The sequence below is a fragment of the Streptomyces sp. 12E genome (genome assembly GCF_055633275.1).
In genome coordinates, this window is sequence record NZ_JBVNCJ010000001.1 from 3,735,865 (window position 1) to 3,750,943 (window position 15,079).

The window sequence follows — 15,079 nt, forward strand, 5'->3', positions numbered from 1 at the left end:
AAGGCTGGATGAACGACGATGCATCGGTACAGGTCCCACACCTGCGGCGAGCTCCGCGCCTCTGACGTCGGCTCCGACGTCCGGCTGAGTGGCTGGCTGCACAATCGGCGCGACCTGGGCGGCATCCTCTTCATCGATCTGCGCGATCACTACGGCATCACGCAGCTCGTGGCGCGCCCGGGCACCGAGGCGTACGACGCGCTGGACAAGCTCTCCAAGGAGACCGTGGTCCGCGTCGACGGCAAGGTCGTCTCGCGCGGCGCGGAGAACGTCAACGCCGAGCTGCCGACCGGTGAGGTCGAGGTCGAGGTCTCCACGGTCGAGGTGCTGGGCGCCGCCGCCCCGCTCCCCTTCACCATCAACGCCGAGGACGGCGTCAACGAGGAGCGGCGCCTGGAGTACCGCTTCCTGGACCTGCGCCGCGAGCGCATGCACCGCAACATCCTGCTGCGCACGTCGGTCATTTCGGCGATCCGCCAGAAGATGACGGCGCTGGGCTTCAACGAGATGGCGACCCCGATCCTGAGCGCCACCTCCCCCGAGGGCGCCCGTGACTTCGTGGTCCCCTCCCGTCTGAACCCCGGCAGGTTCTACGCGCTGCCGCAGGCGCCGCAGCAGTTCAAGCAGCTGCTGATGATCTCCGGCTTCGACCGCTACTTCCAGATCGCGCCCTGCTTCCGCGACGAGGACGCCCGCGCGGACCGCTCGCCGGGCGAGTTCTACCAGCTCGACGTCGAGATGAGCTTCGTGGAGCAGGAGGACGTCTTCCAGCCGATCGAGAAGCTCATGACCGAGCTGTTCGAGGAGTTCGGCAACGGCCGTCACGTGACGTCGCCGTTCCCGCGGATCCCGTTCCGCGAGGCGATGCTCAAGTACGGCTCCGACAAGCCGGACCTGCGCGCGCGGCTGGAGCTCGTCGACATCACCGACGTCTTCGAGGGCTCGGAGTTCAAGGCGTTCGCCGGCAAGCACGTGCGCGCGCTGCCGGTGCCGGACGTCTCCGGCCAGCCCCGCAAGTTCTTCGACCAGCTCGGCGACTACGCGGTCTCCCAGGGCGCGAAGGGACTGGCGTGGGTGCGCGTCGGCGAGGACGGCTCGCTGACCGGCCCGATCGCGAAGTTCCTCACCGAGGAGAACGTCGCCGAGCTGACCAAGCGCCTCGCGCTGGCCCCCGGCCACGCGGTGTTCTTCGGCGCGGGCGAGTTCGACGAGGTCTCGAAGATCATGGGCGCGGTGCGGGTCGAGGCCGCCAAGCGCGCCGGCCACTTCGAGGAGAACGTCTTCCGCTTCTGCTGGATCGTCGACTTCCCGATGTACGAGAAGGACGAGGAGACCGGCGCGATCGACTTCTCGCACAACCCGTTCTCGATGCCGCAGGGCGGCCTGGAGGCCCTGGAGACCCAGGACCCGCTGTCCATCCTCGGCTGGCAGTACGACATCGTCTGCAACGGCGTCGAGCTGTCCTCCGGCGCGATCCGGAACCACGAGCCGGAGATCATGCTCAAGGCGTTCGAGATCGCGGGCTACGACCGTGAGACGGTCGAGGAGAAGTTCGCCGGCATGCTCCGCGCGTTCCGCTTCGGCGCCCCGCCGCACGGTGGCATCGCGCCCGGCGTGGACCGCATCGTCATGCTCCTCGCCGACGAGCCCAACATCCGCGAGACCATCGCCTTCCCGCTCAACGGCAACGCCCAGGACCTGATGATGGGCGCGCCGACGGAGCTGGAGGAGGCCCGGCTGAAGGAGCTGCACCTGACGGTGCGCAAGCCGCAGCCGAAGTAACCCGGCAGCGGAGAAGGGCCCGGAACCGACCCCGGTTCCGGGCCCTTCTCCGTGCGCGCGGTTACCGCGCCACGAACTGGGTGAGGATCGCCTGGACCTCGTAGATGTCGACGCCCTTGGTGAAGGTCTTCTCCACCGGGGTGGGGGAGCCGGAGATCCAGATCTTCAGCTCGGCGTCGAGGTCGAAGGTGCCGGCGGTCTCCACCGCGAAGTGGGTGATGCTGCGGTAGGGGACGGAGTGGTACTCCACCTTCTTGCCGGTGATGCCCTGCTTGTCGATCATGATCAGGCGGCGGTCGGTGAACAGGATGGTGTCGCGGATCAGCAGGAACGCCGCGTGCACCTGCTCGCCGTGGCCCAGCAGCCGGGCGTAGTCCTGCTGCGCCTGGGCCGGATCGACGGTGTGCGCGTTGCCGAAGAGTGCCATGGACGGGTCCCCCCACGTGAGTGGTGACGGCCGGACCTCGGCCGCCTTCACGCGATCCTCGCAAGGCGAGGGACCCGGGAGAAGGTCTCGCCCTCCTCCGGGCCCGTGCTGTAGCGAGCGCGTTACGCGGCCGGCGTCTCCTCGGGACGCGGAAGGAGCACCGTGCCCTCCGTGACCGTCGATCCGACGGGCGGGACACCCCAGGTGCCGGGCTCCTGGGCCTTCCGGCCGACGAACGCGCCCGGCACGGATCGCATCGTCATGCTCCTTGCCGACGAGCCCGACACGGGCGGGATCAACGCCTTCCGCTCAACGGCGACGCCCAGGACCTCAAGCCCGTCAGTCCTCGGTGAACAGATCCTCCGCGCGCTCCACCGTGCCGGATCGGTCGAGCCAGTCGTTGAGGCGGTCGAGGTCGGTGCAGGTGGTGATGCGCTCACGGACGTCGTCGGAGAGGGGCAGGCCCCGCACCTCCAGAACGCGCAGGATTCCCTTGGCCTCGCCCTTGGCCTCGCCTTCGGCCCTGCCTTCGAGGTACTTCTCCTCGAAGAGCGTTCCGTGGCCCGGGAAGTGGGTGACGACGTTCTGCATCAGCTTCCTCCAGCTCTTCCTGGTCGGAGTGGACTCCAGACCGACCTCCACCACCTCGAACCAGTACTTCGTGATGTCCGGCTCGAAGGACACGAGTCCGCGCGCGACCGTCTCCAGTATGGCGGTCGCCCGCGGGCTCTGGCTGTGCACGATGGCCGAGAGTGCCGCGAGGGCGGGCTGCTGGACCACCACCGTCTCGTCGGTGACCTCCGGGACGGTCTGTGGGCCCAGGACGAAGGGGCGGGTGACCTGGGTCGTCCAGGGACCCACGGTGCATTCGAAGGGACCCATCGCCCAGGCCGCCGTGGAGCGGTCGCGGCAGACCACGACCAGCAGCACGGGCAGGTCGTACTTGGCTCGCAGGTACGCGACGTAGTACGCCCAGCTCCTCGCCTTCTCCGGGTCCTTCTTCGTCTGGGCCTCCACAGCCAGGACGAAGTGCTCCCCCATGTCGGGTTCGAACATCAGGACGGTGTCCGCGCGGCGCTCCACCGGGCGGATCTCGGTGACATCCGGGGAGAGCTCGTGGAAGTCCGTCTTCACGGGCGGCGGCAGGCCCAGTGCTTCGAAGACGGGGGCGAGGGCTTCCGGGTGCTCCTGGAAGAGCCGGTGGGAGGCCTCGTGTGTTGCTGTGACCATGAGCGCAAGTCTGGTGCGCTCATGGGCCGTGCCATCGGCATGTGCGAGACCTTCACCCGATCGGGTCGGTGCGGTCCGTGGCTGAGTGTCTCCGCGTCACCCCCGGCGTCCAGGACGGCGCACCGCACCCGCCACCCGTGGTCAGCCGGAGGCGAACGGAACCGGGTGGGGCGTCATCGAGGCGGACCCGGACGACATCGTGTGGTGGGAAGGGCGGGAGAAGAAATCTCCGCACGCGGCAACCCTTCGCCGTCCGGCGGCCACTGACAGGGCGTAACCCCGCTCCTCCCCCGTAAGGAAGCCTCGTGGCTGCTCGTTCCCACCGCCGGTCCCTCCGCTCCCGTCGTGCCGCCGTCGTCTGCGCGGCCGTCGTGGCCGCGGGCGCCGGCGCCGGCGTCTTCGTGATGAACGCCAACGCCGGGACCGTCGACCTGTACCACCAGACGCTCGCCGCGAAGGACGGCTGGGCGTCCTCCGGCACGGGCACCACCGGTGGCGCGAAGGCCGACGCCGCCCACACCTTCACCGTCTCCACCCGCGCGCAGCTCGTGAAGGCACTGGGCTCGGTGTCCGACACCACGCCCCGCATCATCAAGGTCAACGGCATGATCGACGCCAACACCGACGACAGCGGCAAGAAGCTGACCTGCGCCGACTACGCCTCCGGCACCGGATACTCGCTGTCGGCCTACCTCAAGGCCTACGACCCGGCCACCTACGGCCGCTCCAAGCTGCCCTCCGGCACCCAGGAGAAGGCGCGCGCCGCCGCCCAGGCCAAGCAGGGCAAGAACATCGTCCTCAAGGTCCCCGCCAACACGACGATCGTGGGCGTCCCCGGCACGAACGCCGGCCTCACCGGGGCCATGCTCCAGATCCAGAACGTGGACAACGTCATCGTCCGCAACCTGACCTTCGCCGCCACCGAGGACTGCTTCCCGCAGTGGGACCCGACCGACGGCGACAAGGGCAACTGGAACTCCAACTACGACTCGGTGTCCCTGCGCGGCGCGACCCACGTGTGGGCGGACCACAACACGTTCACCGACGCGCCGCACTTCGACAGCGCCAACCCGAAGTACTTCGGCCGCGAGTACCAGATCCACGACGGCGCCCTCGACATCACCAAGGGCTCCGACCTGGTGACCGTCTCGCACAACCAGTTCACCAACCACGACAAGACGATGCTGATCGGCGGCAGCGACACCGACAGCGTCGGCAAGCTGCGCGTCTCCCTCCACCACAACGTGTGGAAGGGCATCATGCAGCGCGCCCCGCTGGCCCGCATCGGCCAGATCCACATCTACAACAACTACTACGACGTCACGCCCCTCAACGGGTACACGCCGCAGTACAGCATCAACTCCCGCGCCAAGGCCCAGGTCGTCGCGGAGAACAACCACTGGAAGCTGCCGTCCGGCGCGAAGGCCGCCAAGCTCCTCAGCGGTGACGGCACCGGCTCGGTCAAGGGCTCCGGCAACCTCGTCAACGGCACGGTGACCGACCTCGTCGCCGCCTACAACGCCGCCTCGTCCAAGGACCTGAAGACCACGGTCAACTGGACCCCGACCCTCACCGCGGGCCTGGAGGCCTCGGCGGCCAACCTGCCGGCGTCGCTGGCGACGACGACGGGGGCGGGCGTGCTCAAGTAGCACCCGAGACGCGCGAGGGCCGGGAGACCACGAGCCCCCGGCCCTCGCGCACCCACACCGCGCGGCCCGCCGCGCCACGGACCGTGCGGGGCCCGGGACACGTCCCCGGGCCCCGCACGGCGTCCGCCGGGCAACCTCCCACGGGACGGTTCACGCAGGTCGCATGACATTGTTCTCGGCGGCCGGGAGCCAACGGAAGTGATCCACGAGCGGCTCCACCAGGTGGGGGTCACGCAGCACCACACCGAGCTCGATGTCGTCGGAAAGGGCCCGGTCGGTGAGGTTGGCGCTGCCCAGGAACGCTGTGTGCCGGTCGGCCGCGATCAGTTTGGCGTGCAGGACGCCCGACGAGCCGATCCGATGCCAGACGTGTACGCGGTCGGGAAGCGCGGCGAACGCTGCCGCCGCCTGCGTCGACTCTTCGAGCAGGAGGTCCACGCGGGCCCCTCGGTCGACCGCTCGTCCTATCTCCGTGACGACGCTTCGCGCGCCGTGGGCGGCGAAACTGGCGATCAGCAGTGAGGTGTGTGCCGAGCGGATGACCTCCACGGCGACCCCACTGGTCAACCGTGCTGATACGGATGCGCTCATCGGTCCGCTCACCGCGACCTGTGCGGGTCCGGGCCGGGGGAGCGACCGGGCGGTGGCAAGGGCGAGCGCCAGCCCTGCTCCGGTCATGTCCGGAGCTTCGGCGCGCCAGACACGGCTGATCTCCGACAGTTGCTGCGCCAGTCCCGCGGCGGACTGGGCCGCGATGAAGCGGCCCCACGAGGGGTCCCCAGGACCGGTGACCGTACCGAGGGCTTGCTCCACGACTGCCGGAACGCCGGGTCATCGAGAGAGAGCCGGGCGGTGCAGGGGGCCTTCTTCACCGATGAAGAAGTGATCCGGCACGGTCCGTCCCCGGCCGAGCCTTTCGCCCGCAAGGTTTCGCGGATGCTCTTCGCGGGCGTCACCTGCGCGCACGAAGCTGCGGAGCGCACGCTGACCGGCGACTCCGTGCCGCGTTTCGAGCGTCTGACGCGGGCCGGCCTGTCGGCCGACCTCTGCGAGGCCCTGGTGAGGATCGCGGGTGAGGAGCGCCGTGACTTCTCGCTGTCCTTCGCCTGGTCGTCCGAGATGCCGATGGAGCAGCCCTCACCGCCGGTCGCGATCTCCCGTAGGCACGTCGACGCGCTGGAGGCGGTGGCGAAGGACCTGCGGGAGCGGCTGGGCCGGGAGGAGGGGGGTGGTCCTGACCGGGGTGGTGACGAACCTGTACCGGGACGTGGACCCGCGTGAGGCGACGATCTACGGCTCCTTCGTCCACGAGGTCGCCCCGCGCCAGCGGCGTGTCCGGGTGGAGCTGCGGCCCGAGGACGTCGGCAAGGCCGCCGAGGCTTGGCGGCGCGGGCTGGAGGTCGCGGTGACGGGGGATCCGGAGCCGCGCGGCACGGGGGTGCGGCGCGTGGAGGGGTTCGCGGTGTTGCAGGAGTAGAGGGCCCTGCCGGGCCGCTGCGGGTGGCGGCCCGGCAGGGCGAGCGGGTCTAGGGTCCGAGCGGCAGCGATGTCTGTTCGGCGGCCGGTCCGAGATACGTGTACTCCGTGGACCGCGCGATATCCATGGAGTCCAGTTGCTGGCGGAAGCGGACCCGGAAGTGGACGTTGTCCCCGAGACCGGGACGCATGCGCAGCAGTTCCTCGGGCTCCTCGAAACGTACGTCGTAGGCGGGCGCGTTCTTGGCCGTGCCCGTCTTCACCTTCACGAGGCCGCTCTCCCGCAGCTCCGTGACGCGGCCGGAGATGACGATCTCCTGATCGCGGTTCTTGGTCTCCCGGAGCCGTCTCACATAGTTCCGGCCCCGCTCGGTCAGTCGTGCGCGACGCATGTGGCCGTCGGCGTCGTACCAGGTCACGCCCATGTCCAGCGCATACCGGCTCAGCGCCCGGGACACGGCTTCGACCGCGTCGAAGAGCTGCGCCCATGAGCGGACGTCACGTTCCGACTCCAGGGCGTCGAGCAGCGTGGTGAGGGTGCCGAGGCCGGTGGAGGCGGCGGACGTGGCGGGGCGTCCAGAGCGTCGGCTTCGGTGGCGTCGCCGGGGGCGGTGACCGGGCGGGCGTGCACCACGGTGCTGCCCGCCGAGATTCCGGTGAGTTCCAACTGGACCGGAGTGCCCGCGGCGACCGAGACCATGTGCTCGACGGGCTGCAGCAGCGCGTCGCCCCACTGGAAGCGGAGAGCCCCGCCGTCGGTGTCCGGTCCGGTCAGCCGGAGCCGCAGCTCTTCGTCGAGCCGGGCGTCCGGAGCGTACTCCCGTGCCGCCGCCAGTCGGCTCGCGCGGTGGTCCGCCTCGATCTCCTCGTCGTCCCGGTCCTCGGTACCCAGCTGATCAAGGAGGCGTGCGGCGCGCTCGGCCTCGCCGGGATCGTCTCGAAGGAGCGCGCGCCTGCGCTCGCGCCAGCTGTCGCCGGTCACAGTCGCACCTCCAGGTATCCGCGTGCCGGGGCGGCACTCTCTTCGGACGGCGAACGGTCCTTCCCGTCGGGCAGTCTGCAGCGCTGCCACCAGTCGTCCCACACACCCCGTTGCGTGAAGTATGTCCGCTCTTCGGGTGTGAAGCGCTCCGGCTCGAAGATATGGGCGACCGGCCGGTACCCGATACGGAGGGGAGAGACGCCGAACCCCTCATTCTGTCCCGGCTCTGGAATGCGGTGGTCAGCCACTTGGAGCCGGGCCTGCCGCGTACCGCACGCTCGGCCCGGGTGTCGATCAGAAGGGTCGCGTCGATGTTCCCGGGGTCGGTTTTCGCACTGACGAAACTGCCGCCGAGTCGGATCCGGTGGATGAGCGGGAGGCCCGCGAGGACGTCCGCGTAGGTGTCCTCCAGAGTGAGGAAACGGTCGACATAGTCGAGCAAGCCGTCCCAGAGCGCTGTGCGTGTCACGGAGTCCTGGAACTTCGGCGCGCCGACCAGCATGGCCTTCGCTTCGTCGAGGGAGACGGAGTACCGGCCCATGGGGAGGAATCCGTTGGCCGCGAAGGTGGGTGGCACGTGAGGTCCCTTCGGGTGTCGGAGAGCGTCGTCACAGCGGTCGGAGCGGGGCGGTACGGGTCATCCTGCCGGGACGGCTCCAAGGCCGCCGCCGGTTCCGGAGAACTGCTCCGTTGACGCGCACCCCTGGCAGCGGTGGGGGTCGGGGCCGCGGTAGGCGTGGTCGCAGGTGTCGCAGTTGCGGAGGGGGTGCCGGACGGGCGGGGGCTGTTCGGGGGCGCGGTAGGGCGGGAGGGGCGGCAGTTTGGCCGTCAGGCGGTGGGCCAGGAAGGCGGCGGGCCGGATCAGGGGCTCCAGGGGCAGGTCGCCGGCCAGGGCCTTGCGTACGGCGGTGGGGGTGAGGTCGCGCTCCAGCCAGGCGACGACGCCGGGCGCGAGGTGTTCGGCGTCGGTGGCGGAGAGCAGCAGGCGGGGGTCCTCGCGGCGGAGGCCGGCGAGGACGTCGGTGGCCGCCCGGAGGAGGTCGGGGGAGGCGTACGCGGGCTTCGGTACGGCGGGGAGGGCCCGGCGGCGGGCGGGTTCCTGCTGCGGGGAGGTGGCCGTGCGGCGGGTCGGGGGACGGGCCGGAGGGCTGGGTGCCTCGCCCGGTTCGGACGCGGTGTCGCGTCGGCCGGGCTGGTTGCAGGAGACGGTGCGGGTGACGAGGCGGCCGGTCGGGGTGCGTTCGCGGATGCGGCGCAGGTAGCCGTGGGTCTCCAGCTCGTTCAGGGCGGCGGCGATACGGGTCGGGCCCTCGGGGAAGCGGGCGGCGAGGGTCTTGATGCCGACGGGGGCGCCGGTGGGGAGGGACTGGATGTGACAGGCCAGTCCGATCGCCAGCAGGGAGAGGTCCGGGTGCTGGGTGAGGTGGTTGCCGATCACCGTGAAGCGGGCGGTGTGGCGGGTGTTGTCGTGGGTGACGCCACCCGGGTGCCGCTTCGTGTGGGCGGGCCGGGAGGGGTGGTTTTTGTCGCCGTTACGGGACTGGGCGTGCGGGCGCACGCTAGTGTTTTGGGTGTCCATCGGGAAGGTGCTTTCTTCCTTGGTGGTCAGGCCCTCGCGATGGGACGTCATTCCCAGCGGGGGCCGTTTGCGTGTCTGGGGCTGTGTGCCGTGTTGCGCTGAGCGTAGGGCAGACAACCTGTGGCATATCCACTCCAGTTGGTGATGTTCACCCGCGCGAGTGAGCGTGCGCCGTGGGCGGGAGGGGTGGGGCTTGGCGGGGTTTCTTTCTCTCCCGTAGTTCTTGGGAAAGACGTCCGACGGCACCGGAACACACGCGATCGGGTTCCGGTGCCGGTGTCGTTTCCGCTGGTCAGCGTGGAGGGAGATCGAGTTCCGCCCATACGGTCTTACGGGGGGCCGGCCCGAGCTCCACGCCCCAGCGGTCGGCGAGGGCCTCGACGAGGAGCAGGCCGCGTCCTGACTCGGCGTCGGGGGTGGGTGGGCGGCGGTGCGGGAGGTCGTCACCGCGGGTGTCCGTGACCTCGATGCGGAGGGTGGCGCCGTCGGTCAGGAGGGCGAGGCGGAAGTCGCGTCCGGCGAGCCGGCCGTGGGTGGCCGCGTTGGCGGCGAGCTCGGCGACGAGGTGTTCGGCGGCCTCGGTGGTGCGGTGGGGCAGGTTCCGGCCGCGCATCCAGTCCGTGGCGAGCAGCCGGGCGAGGCGGGCGCCGCGGGGTGTGGGTGACAGGAGCACGCTGAAGTGGTCGGCGGATGACAGAAGTTGGGTGGACTTTTCGCTGTTCACGGGACCGAGGGTGGCCGGACGTGCTTACCGTGAACAGTGACGGACCCGGTACGTAGGGTGACTGTCGGTGCTTGTCGGCCGCTGTCCGGACCGTCGGAAAAACCGGCCTACGAGTAAGGGCGTTGCACAGCACGGCGGTACGACAGAGGGGTGCGGCATGTCGGTGGACGGCGAGGCGGTACGGCTCCGGACCGAGACGGACGAACCGGGGTGGGAGGTGGACCCGGACGACGAGTGGGGCGTGGCCGTTCTCACCACGGTGGGCCGTCAGTTGAGGCTGAGGCGGGAGGCCGTGGGGATGCGGGTCGCCGACTTCGCGGCGGCGGTCAAGTACGGGGACGACCTCGTCTACAAGGTCGAGGGCGGCAAGCGGATTCCCCGGCAGGAGTACCTGGACAGGGCCGACGAGGTGCTGGACGCGGGCGGACTCATCGCGGCGGCCTGGGAGGACGTGAAAAAGGTCCGGTATCCGAAAACAGTTCGGGAGCTGGCCAAGCTGGAGGCCCAGGCGGTAGAGATCGGCATCTACGAGAGCAACGGCATCAACGGACTTCTGCAGGTCCCCGACCACGCACGCGCCCTGTTCGAAGCCATGCAGCCTCCCTACTCCCCGGAGGAGGTGGAGCGGATGGTGGTCGCACGCGCGGCTCGTTCGTCGATCTATGAGCGTTCACCTGCGCCTGCGCTCAGCTTCGTCCTGGAAGAAGCGGCTCTGCGTCGCCCGATCGGGGGCACAATGGTGTTGCGCCAGCAGCTCGAACGTCTGTTGGAGGTGGGTCGGCTGCACAACGTCGTTCTTCAGGTGATGCCGCTGAACTGCGAGACGCACTCCGGCATGGACGGCAAGATCGAGCTGCTGAAGTTCGCAGACGGTTCGGCAGTGGGCCGTTCCGATGGTGCGTTCAACGGTCGGCCGACCTCGGAACCCAAACACCTGCGCATCCTTGAGTTGCGGTATGGCACCATCCGGGCTCAGGCCCTCTCGCCACGGGAGTCGCTGGCCTTCGTCGAACAACTGCTGGGAGAGACATGACCCGCAAGACCACTGCCGGAGACGCCTCCGAGCTGGCGTGGTTCAAGAGCAGCTACAGCAGCGGCAACGACGGCAACTCCTGCGTCGAGCTCGCTCTCACCCCCGGCGCCGTGCACGTCCGCGACTCCAAGAACACCGGTGGCCCTCAGCTCGCGCTCACGCGCCGGGCGTGGGCCGACTTCGTGGCACACGCATCGGGAAGCTGAGCCTCCGACTGTGCGGAGAGGCCCGGAAACAAGCCGTTTCCGGGCCTCTGGGCGTACGTGACGCGTCCTACGCGGTCGGCTTCTCCTCGAGGCGCGGGAAGAGGACCGCGCCCTTGGTGACCGTCGAGCCGGCGGGGAGCAGGCCCCAGGTGCCGGACTCCTGGACCTTCTGGTCCGCCAGGGCGCCGAGGCCGGCCTCCGCGCCGAGGGAGTCCCACAGCTTCTGGGAGGTCTCCGGCATGACCGGGTTGAGGAGGACCGCCACCGCGCGCAGGGACTCCGCGGCCGTGTAGAGGATCGTCGCCAGGCGCGCCTTGCCCTCGTCGGAGGTGTCCTTGGCGACCTTCCAGGGCTCCTGCTCCGTGATGTAGCCGTTGACCTGCTTCACGAAGTCGAACACGGCCAGGATGCCGCCCTGGAAGTCCAGCTCCTCGCCGATCTTCCGGTCGGCCTCCGTGACGGCCTTGGCGAGGCCGTCGTGGATCGCCTTCTCCGCGTCACCGTCGGCCGTCGAGGCCGGCAGCTCGCCGCCGAAGTACTTGCCGACCATCGCGGCCACGCGGGAGGCGAGGTTGCCGTAGTCGTTCGCCAGCTCGCTGGTGTAGCGGGCGGAGAAGTCCTCCCAGGAGAAGCTGCCGTCCTGGCCGAAGGCGATCGCCCGCAGGAAGTACCAGCGGTACGCGTCCACGCCGAAGTGCGAGGTCAGGTCCTGCGGTTTGATGCCGGTCAGGTTGGACTTGCTCATCTTCTCGCCGCCGACCATCAGCCAGCCGTTCGCGGCGACCTTCCCGGGCAGGGGGAGGCCCTGCGCCATCAGCATGGCCGGCCAGATGATCGCGTGGAAGCGGAGGATGTCCTTGCCGACCAGGTGCACGTCGGCGGGGAAGGTGGCCCCGAACTTCTCCGGGTTCTCGTTGTAGCCGACCGCGGTGGCGTAGTTCAGCAGGGCGTCGACCCACACGTAGATCACGTGCTTGTCGTCCCACGGGACCGGCACGCCCCAGTCGAACGTCGAGCGGGAGATGGAGAGGTCCTGCAGGCCCTGGCGGACGAAGTTCACGACCTCGTTGCGCGCGGACTCCGGCTGGATGAAGCCCGGGTTGGCCTCATAGTGGGCGAGGAGCTTCTCGCCGTACTCGCTGAGCTTGAAGAAGTAGTTCTCCTCGCTGAGGATCTCCACCGGCTTCTTGTGGATCGGGCACAGCTTCTGGCCCGCGTACTCGCCCTCGCCGTCGAGCAGCTCGCCGGGGAGCTTGTACTCCTCGCAGCCCACGCAGTACGGGCCCTCGTAGCCGCCCTTGTAGATCTCGCCCTTGTCGTACAGGTCCTGCACGAACTCCTGGACGCGGTCGGTGTGCCGCTTCTGCGTGGTGCGGATGAAGTCGTCGTTCGCGATGTCGAGGTGTTCCCAGAGGGGCTTCCACGCCTCGTCGACGAGCTTGTCCGCCCACTGCTGCGGGCTGACGCCGTTCGCCTCCGCGGTGCGCATGATCTTCTGACCGTGCTCGTCCGTGCCGGTGAGGTACCACACCTTCTCGCCGCGCTGGCGGTGCCAGCGGGTGAGCACGTCGCCTGCGACGGTCGTATAGGCGTGGCCCAGGTGAGGAGCGTCGTTGACGTAGTAGATGGGGGTCGAGACGTAGTACGCCTTCGCCCCCTGCTTCTCGGATCCAGTGGCCGCCATGGTCGAAATCCTACTGGCCCCGGCGAGCTCGGCTCGCACGCGTTTCGGGGGGCGGACGGGAATCCCGTCCGCCCCCCCCCCGGAGGAGGAACGAGGCGGTGGCTACGGGCGCCAGGCCGCCAGTACGCCCTCGTAGAGCTCCTTGTCGGTGAGCTCGCGGGGGGTGGGGCCCGCGTGGAAGAAGGAGGTGTTCCCCGTCTTCAGCTTGCGGAGGTAGTCGAAGGCCTTGTTGTCGTGCTCGCCGAAGGCGACGAAGGAGAAGAAGACGGCGGGGTGGTTCTTCGCCGCGTCGGTGAGGGCCTGGGTGGCGGGGGTCTTGGCGTCCGGCGCGCCGTCCGTCTGGAAGACCACCAGGGCGGGGGTGCCGGCCGGTTCCTCGGCGTGTCGTGCGAGGACGGCCTCGACGGCCGCGTGGTAGCTGGTGCGGCCCATGCGGCCGAGGCCGGCGTGCAGCTCGTCGATCTTGTTCTCGTGGTCGGTGAGGGTCAGCTCGCCGGTGCCGTCCAGCTCGGTGGAGAAGAACGTGACGTGGAGGGTGGCCTCGGTGTCGAGGTGGGCGGCGAGGGCGAGGGTCTGCTCGGCGAGGGCCTGGGCGGAGCCGTCCTTGTAGTACGGGCGCATGGAGGCGGAGCGGTCGAGGACGAGGTAGACCTTGGCGCGGGCGCCGGTGAGGCCGTGGTGCGCGAGCGTGGCGCCGGCTGCCTCGTGGGCGGTGGTGAGGGTGGTGCCGCGGAGCTTCGCGGCGGGGGTGGCGGGTTGTCCGGCCTCGGCCTCGGCCGCCGGCTCGGGCACGGTTTCCTGTTCGGCCTCGGCTTCGCCTTCGGCCGGGTTCTCGTTCCCACCCGCACCGCCCGTGCGGCTCTCGTCGTCGGGTGCGGGTGGCCCCTGCGGGGCGTCCTCGCCGTCGGCGGCTGCGGGCACGGCCTCGGCGACAGCCGCGGGCTCCTCGTCAGGCTCGGCCTCCGGCTCGACCGTGGCCTCGGCTTCGGCCTCGGTGGCGGCCGTGGACTCCTCATCGGCCTTGGCTTCCGACTCGGGCTCGGGCTTCGCCTCGGGCTCCGGCTCGGCCTCCGGTTCGGTCACGGCCTCGGGCTTCGCCTCGGTCTCCGGCTCCGGCTCGGCTTCGGGCTTCGTCTCGACCTCCACCTCCGGCTCGGGTTCGGCGGCGGCCTCGGGCTTTGACTCCGGCTCCGGCTCGACCGTGGCCTCGGCCTCGGTGGCGGCCTTGGCTTCCGGCTCCGGCTCGGCCTCCGGTTTGGTCACGGCTTCGGGCTTCGCCTTGGCTTCCGGTTCCGGCTTCGGCTCGGCAGCGGGCTCGGGCTCTGCCTTGGCTTCGGGCTCGGTCTCCGGCTCGGGCTTGGTGACAGCCTCGGGCTTTGACTCCGGCTCCGGCTCGACCGCGGCCTCGGCCTCGGTGGCGGCCTTGGCTTCCGGCTCCGGCTCGGCCTCCGGTTCGGTCACGGCTTCGGGCTTCGCCTTGGCTTCCGGTTCCGGCTTCGGCTCGGCAGCGGGCTCGGGCTCTGCCTTGGCTTCGGGCTCGGTCTCCGGCTCGGGCTTGGTGACAGCCTCGGGCTTTGACTCCGGCTCCGGCTCGACCGCGGCCTCGGCCTCGGTGGCGGCCTTGGCTTCCGGCTCCGGCTCGGTCTCCGGCTCGGTCACGGCTTCGGGCTTCACCTCGGCTTCGGGCTTCGCCTCGGCCTCCGGTTCCGGCTCGGCGGCGGCCTCGGGCTCTGCCTTGGTCTCCGGCGCGGGTTCCGTCGTGGCCTCGGGGGCGGGTGTCGGGGTCGTCCCGGGTTCCTGGGCGGGATCCGGGGCCGCGGGGTCGTCCGAGCGGGTGGGGCCGGGTACCGCGACGTTGTCGAAGGCCGCGGAGACCAGGTCGTGCTCCTCGCGGGGCTCCGGTACCGAGACCGCGGCGGACGGCGGGGTGGGCTCGGGGGACGGGGACGGGACCTTCGGGGCCGCCTGCTCCACCGGCTCCGCCGGGGACGTGCTCGCCGTCTCGGCGGCGTCCGCCGCACCCCCCGCTTCGGCGGACCTCGCTTTGCGTGACCGACCGAACGCGTTCCGCAGGAGAGTGAGAATGCCCATGTGCGCAACCCTTCGCGTGGTTGATGCCCGTCAATCCCTGGCCAGGACGGACACGTAAGGTTAACGGCCCGCAAGGGCGATCTTGGGCAGGGTTGGGTTTGCGGAATCGTATATGTCAAGGGTGTGATTCGGCCCGGCGCGACGTCCCAGACGCTGCCGCAGGTTCACCCGCCGTTCACCCCGATGCCCGGCTGTCGCACGTATGTGCTCCTACGG

The 15,079-nt window shown here is 70.0% G+C and carries 17 protein-coding genes; 6 read left to right on the forward strand and 11 right to left on the reverse strand.

From position 1 onward, the window contains the following. Positions 1-18 precede the first annotated feature (18 nt). Positions 19-1,782, forward strand: coding sequence for an aspartate--tRNA ligase (gene aspS / locus ACZ8ZB_RS17385; protein ID WP_470738613.1), 1,764 nt, complete (start codon positions 19-21; stop codon positions 1,780-1,782). Between the two features lie 61 nt (positions 1,783-1,843). Here aspS and ACZ8ZB_RS17390 read toward each other — a convergent pair whose 3' ends face one another. The 3 genes from ACZ8ZB_RS17390 to ACZ8ZB_RS17400 form a co-directional block, all read right to left on the reverse strand. Then, complete coding sequence (locus ACZ8ZB_RS17390; protein WP_470738614.1) at positions 1,844-2,209, reverse strand: PH domain-containing protein; 366 nt, start codon at positions 2,207-2,209, stop codon at positions 1,844-1,846. A gap of 122 nt (positions 2,210-2,331) precedes the next feature. Beyond that, positions 2,332-2,466, reverse strand: coding sequence for a hypothetical protein (locus ACZ8ZB_RS17395; protein ID WP_470738615.1), 135 nt, complete (start codon positions 2,464-2,466; stop codon positions 2,332-2,334). An 82-nt stretch (positions 2,467-2,548) separates the two neighbouring features. Continuing rightward, positions 2,549-3,439: a hypothetical protein gene (locus ACZ8ZB_RS17400; protein WP_470738616.1), complete on the reverse strand. Its 891-nt coding sequence runs from the start codon at positions 3,437-3,439 to the stop codon at positions 2,549-2,551. Positions 3,440-3,744: 305 nt separating this feature from the next. Between ACZ8ZB_RS17400 and ACZ8ZB_RS17405 the strand changes: the two genes are divergently transcribed. Next, on the forward strand, positions 3,745-5,088 hold the full coding sequence (locus tag ACZ8ZB_RS17405; RefSeq protein WP_470738617.1) for a pectate lyase family protein: 1,344 nt from the start codon (positions 3,745-3,747) through the stop codon (positions 5,086-5,088). Positions 5,089-5,238: 150 nt separating this feature from the next. On the opposite strand, the gene drmC is transcribed toward ACZ8ZB_RS17405, so the two are convergent. Continuing rightward, a complete protein-coding gene (gene drmC / locus ACZ8ZB_RS17410) occupies positions 5,239-5,901 on the reverse strand; it encodes a DISARM system phospholipase D-like protein DrmC (protein ID WP_470738618.1) in 663 nt (220 codons plus the stop codon). Between the two features lie 123 nt (positions 5,902-6,024). On the opposite strand from drmC, the gene ACZ8ZB_RS17415 reads away from it, so the two are divergent. Both ACZ8ZB_RS17415 and ACZ8ZB_RS17420 read left to right on the forward strand, forming a co-directional pair. Continuing rightward, positions 6,025-6,369 (forward strand): hypothetical protein, encoded by a 345-nt coding sequence (locus tag ACZ8ZB_RS17415; protein ID WP_470738619.1) that lies wholly within the window; start codon positions 6,025-6,027, stop codon positions 6,367-6,369. Next, entirely contained in the window at positions 6,356-6,565 is a 210-nt protein-coding gene (locus ACZ8ZB_RS17420; protein WP_470738620.1) for a hypothetical protein, read from the forward strand. Before ACZ8ZB_RS17415 ends, ACZ8ZB_RS17420 begins: the two co-directional genes overlap by 14 nt. Before the next feature lie 49 nt (positions 6,566-6,614). On the opposite strand, the gene ACZ8ZB_RS17425 is transcribed toward ACZ8ZB_RS17420, so the two are convergent. From ACZ8ZB_RS17425 to ACZ8ZB_RS17445, 5 genes are all read right to left on the reverse strand, one after another. Then, the gene (locus ACZ8ZB_RS17425; protein ID WP_470738621.1) at positions 6,615-7,022 is read right to left on the reverse strand and encodes a hypothetical protein; all 408 of its coding nucleotides are present in this window, start codon (positions 7,020-7,022) and stop codon (positions 6,615-6,617) included. Continuing rightward, entirely contained in the window at positions 7,007-7,546 is a 540-nt protein-coding gene (locus ACZ8ZB_RS17430; protein ID WP_470738622.1) for a hypothetical protein, read from the reverse strand. Before ACZ8ZB_RS17430 ends, ACZ8ZB_RS17425 begins: the two co-directional genes overlap by 16 nt. Continuing rightward, positions 7,461-8,087 (reverse strand): DUF6932 family protein, encoded by a 627-nt coding sequence (locus tag ACZ8ZB_RS17435; protein ID WP_470741515.1) that lies wholly within the window; start codon positions 8,085-8,087, stop codon positions 7,461-7,463. The genes ACZ8ZB_RS17430 and ACZ8ZB_RS17435 overlap by 86 nt, the downstream gene beginning before the upstream one ends. Positions 8,088-8,183: 96 nt before the next feature. After that, entirely contained in the window at positions 8,184-9,125 is a 942-nt protein-coding gene (locus tag ACZ8ZB_RS17440) for a helix-turn-helix domain-containing protein (RefSeq protein WP_470738623.1), read from the reverse strand. Positions 9,126-9,417: 292 nt separating this feature from the next. Continuing rightward, positions 9,418-9,849, reverse strand: a complete 432-nt coding sequence (locus tag ACZ8ZB_RS17445; RefSeq protein WP_470738624.1) for an ATP-binding protein — start codon at positions 9,847-9,849, stop codon at positions 9,418-9,420. A gap of 157 nt (positions 9,850-10,006) precedes the next feature. Here ACZ8ZB_RS17445 and ACZ8ZB_RS17450 point away from each other — a divergent pair, with 157 nt between their 5' ends. Together ACZ8ZB_RS17450 and ACZ8ZB_RS17455 are read left to right on the forward strand one after the other, a co-directional pair. After that, positions 10,007-10,882 carry a helix-turn-helix domain-containing protein gene (locus tag ACZ8ZB_RS17450; protein WP_470738625.1) on the forward strand — a complete coding sequence of 292 codons (876 nt, stop codon included), beginning with the start codon at positions 10,007-10,009 and terminating at the stop codon, positions 10,880-10,882. Further along, positions 10,879-11,088: a DUF397 domain-containing protein gene (locus ACZ8ZB_RS17455; RefSeq protein ID WP_470738626.1), complete on the forward strand. Its 210-nt coding sequence runs from the start codon at positions 10,879-10,881 to the stop codon at positions 11,086-11,088. Before ACZ8ZB_RS17450 ends, ACZ8ZB_RS17455 begins: the two co-directional genes overlap by 4 nt. 67 nt (positions 11,089-11,155) lie before the next feature. Here the strand turns inward: ACZ8ZB_RS17455 and metG are convergent, their stop codons facing one another. Further along, on the reverse strand, positions 11,156-12,772 hold the full coding sequence (gene metG, locus ACZ8ZB_RS17460) for a methionine--tRNA ligase (protein ID WP_470738627.1): 1,617 nt from the start codon (positions 12,770-12,772) through the stop codon (positions 11,156-11,158). A 102-nt stretch (positions 12,773-12,874) separates the two neighbouring features. Continuing rightward, positions 12,875-14,863, reverse strand: coding sequence for a VWA domain-containing protein (locus tag ACZ8ZB_RS17465; RefSeq protein WP_470738628.1), 1,989 nt, complete (start codon positions 14,861-14,863; stop codon positions 12,875-12,877). Positions 14,864-15,079: the final 216 nt, after the last annotated feature.

Coding starts and splice junctions, on each gene's coding strand:
- ACZ8ZB_RS17415 (WP_470738619.1), top strand. CDS start 6,025: ATGCTCTTCGCGGGCGTCACCTGCGCGCACGAAGCTGCGGAGCGCACG.
- ACZ8ZB_RS17440 (WP_470738623.1), bottom strand. CDS start 9,125: ATGGACACCCAAAACACTAGCGTGCGCCCGCACGCCCAGTCCCGTAAC.
- ACZ8ZB_RS17455 (WP_470738626.1), top strand. CDS start 10,879: ATGACCCGCAAGACCACTGCCGGAGACGCCTCCGAGCTGGCGTGGTTC.
- ACZ8ZB_RS17395 (WP_470738615.1), bottom strand. CDS start 2,466: ATGCGATCCGTGCCGGGCGCGTTCGTCGGCCGGAAGGCCCAGGAGCCC.
- metG (WP_470738627.1), bottom strand. CDS start 12,772: ATGGCGGCCACTGGATCCGAGAAGCAGGGGGCGAAGGCGTACTACGTC.
- ACZ8ZB_RS17465 (WP_470738628.1), bottom strand. CDS start 14,863: ATGGGCATTCTCACTCTCCTGCGGAACGCGTTCGGTCGGTCACGCAAA.
- ACZ8ZB_RS17390 (WP_470738614.1), bottom strand. CDS start 2,209: ATGGCACTCTTCGGCAACGCGCACACCGTCGATCCGGCCCAGGCGCAG.
- ACZ8ZB_RS17450 (WP_470738625.1), top strand. CDS start 10,007: ATGTCGGTGGACGGCGAGGCGGTACGGCTCCGGACCGAGACGGACGAA.
- ACZ8ZB_RS17400 (WP_470738616.1), bottom strand. CDS start 3,439: ATGGTCACAGCAACACACGAGGCCTCCCACCGGCTCTTCCAGGAGCAC.
- aspS (WP_470738613.1), top strand. CDS start 19: ATGCATCGGTACAGGTCCCACACCTGCGGCGAGCTCCGCGCCTCTGAC.
- ACZ8ZB_RS17435 (WP_470741515.1), bottom strand. CDS start 8,087: ATGGGCCGGTACTCCGTCTCCCTCGACGAAGCGAAGGCCATGCTGGTC.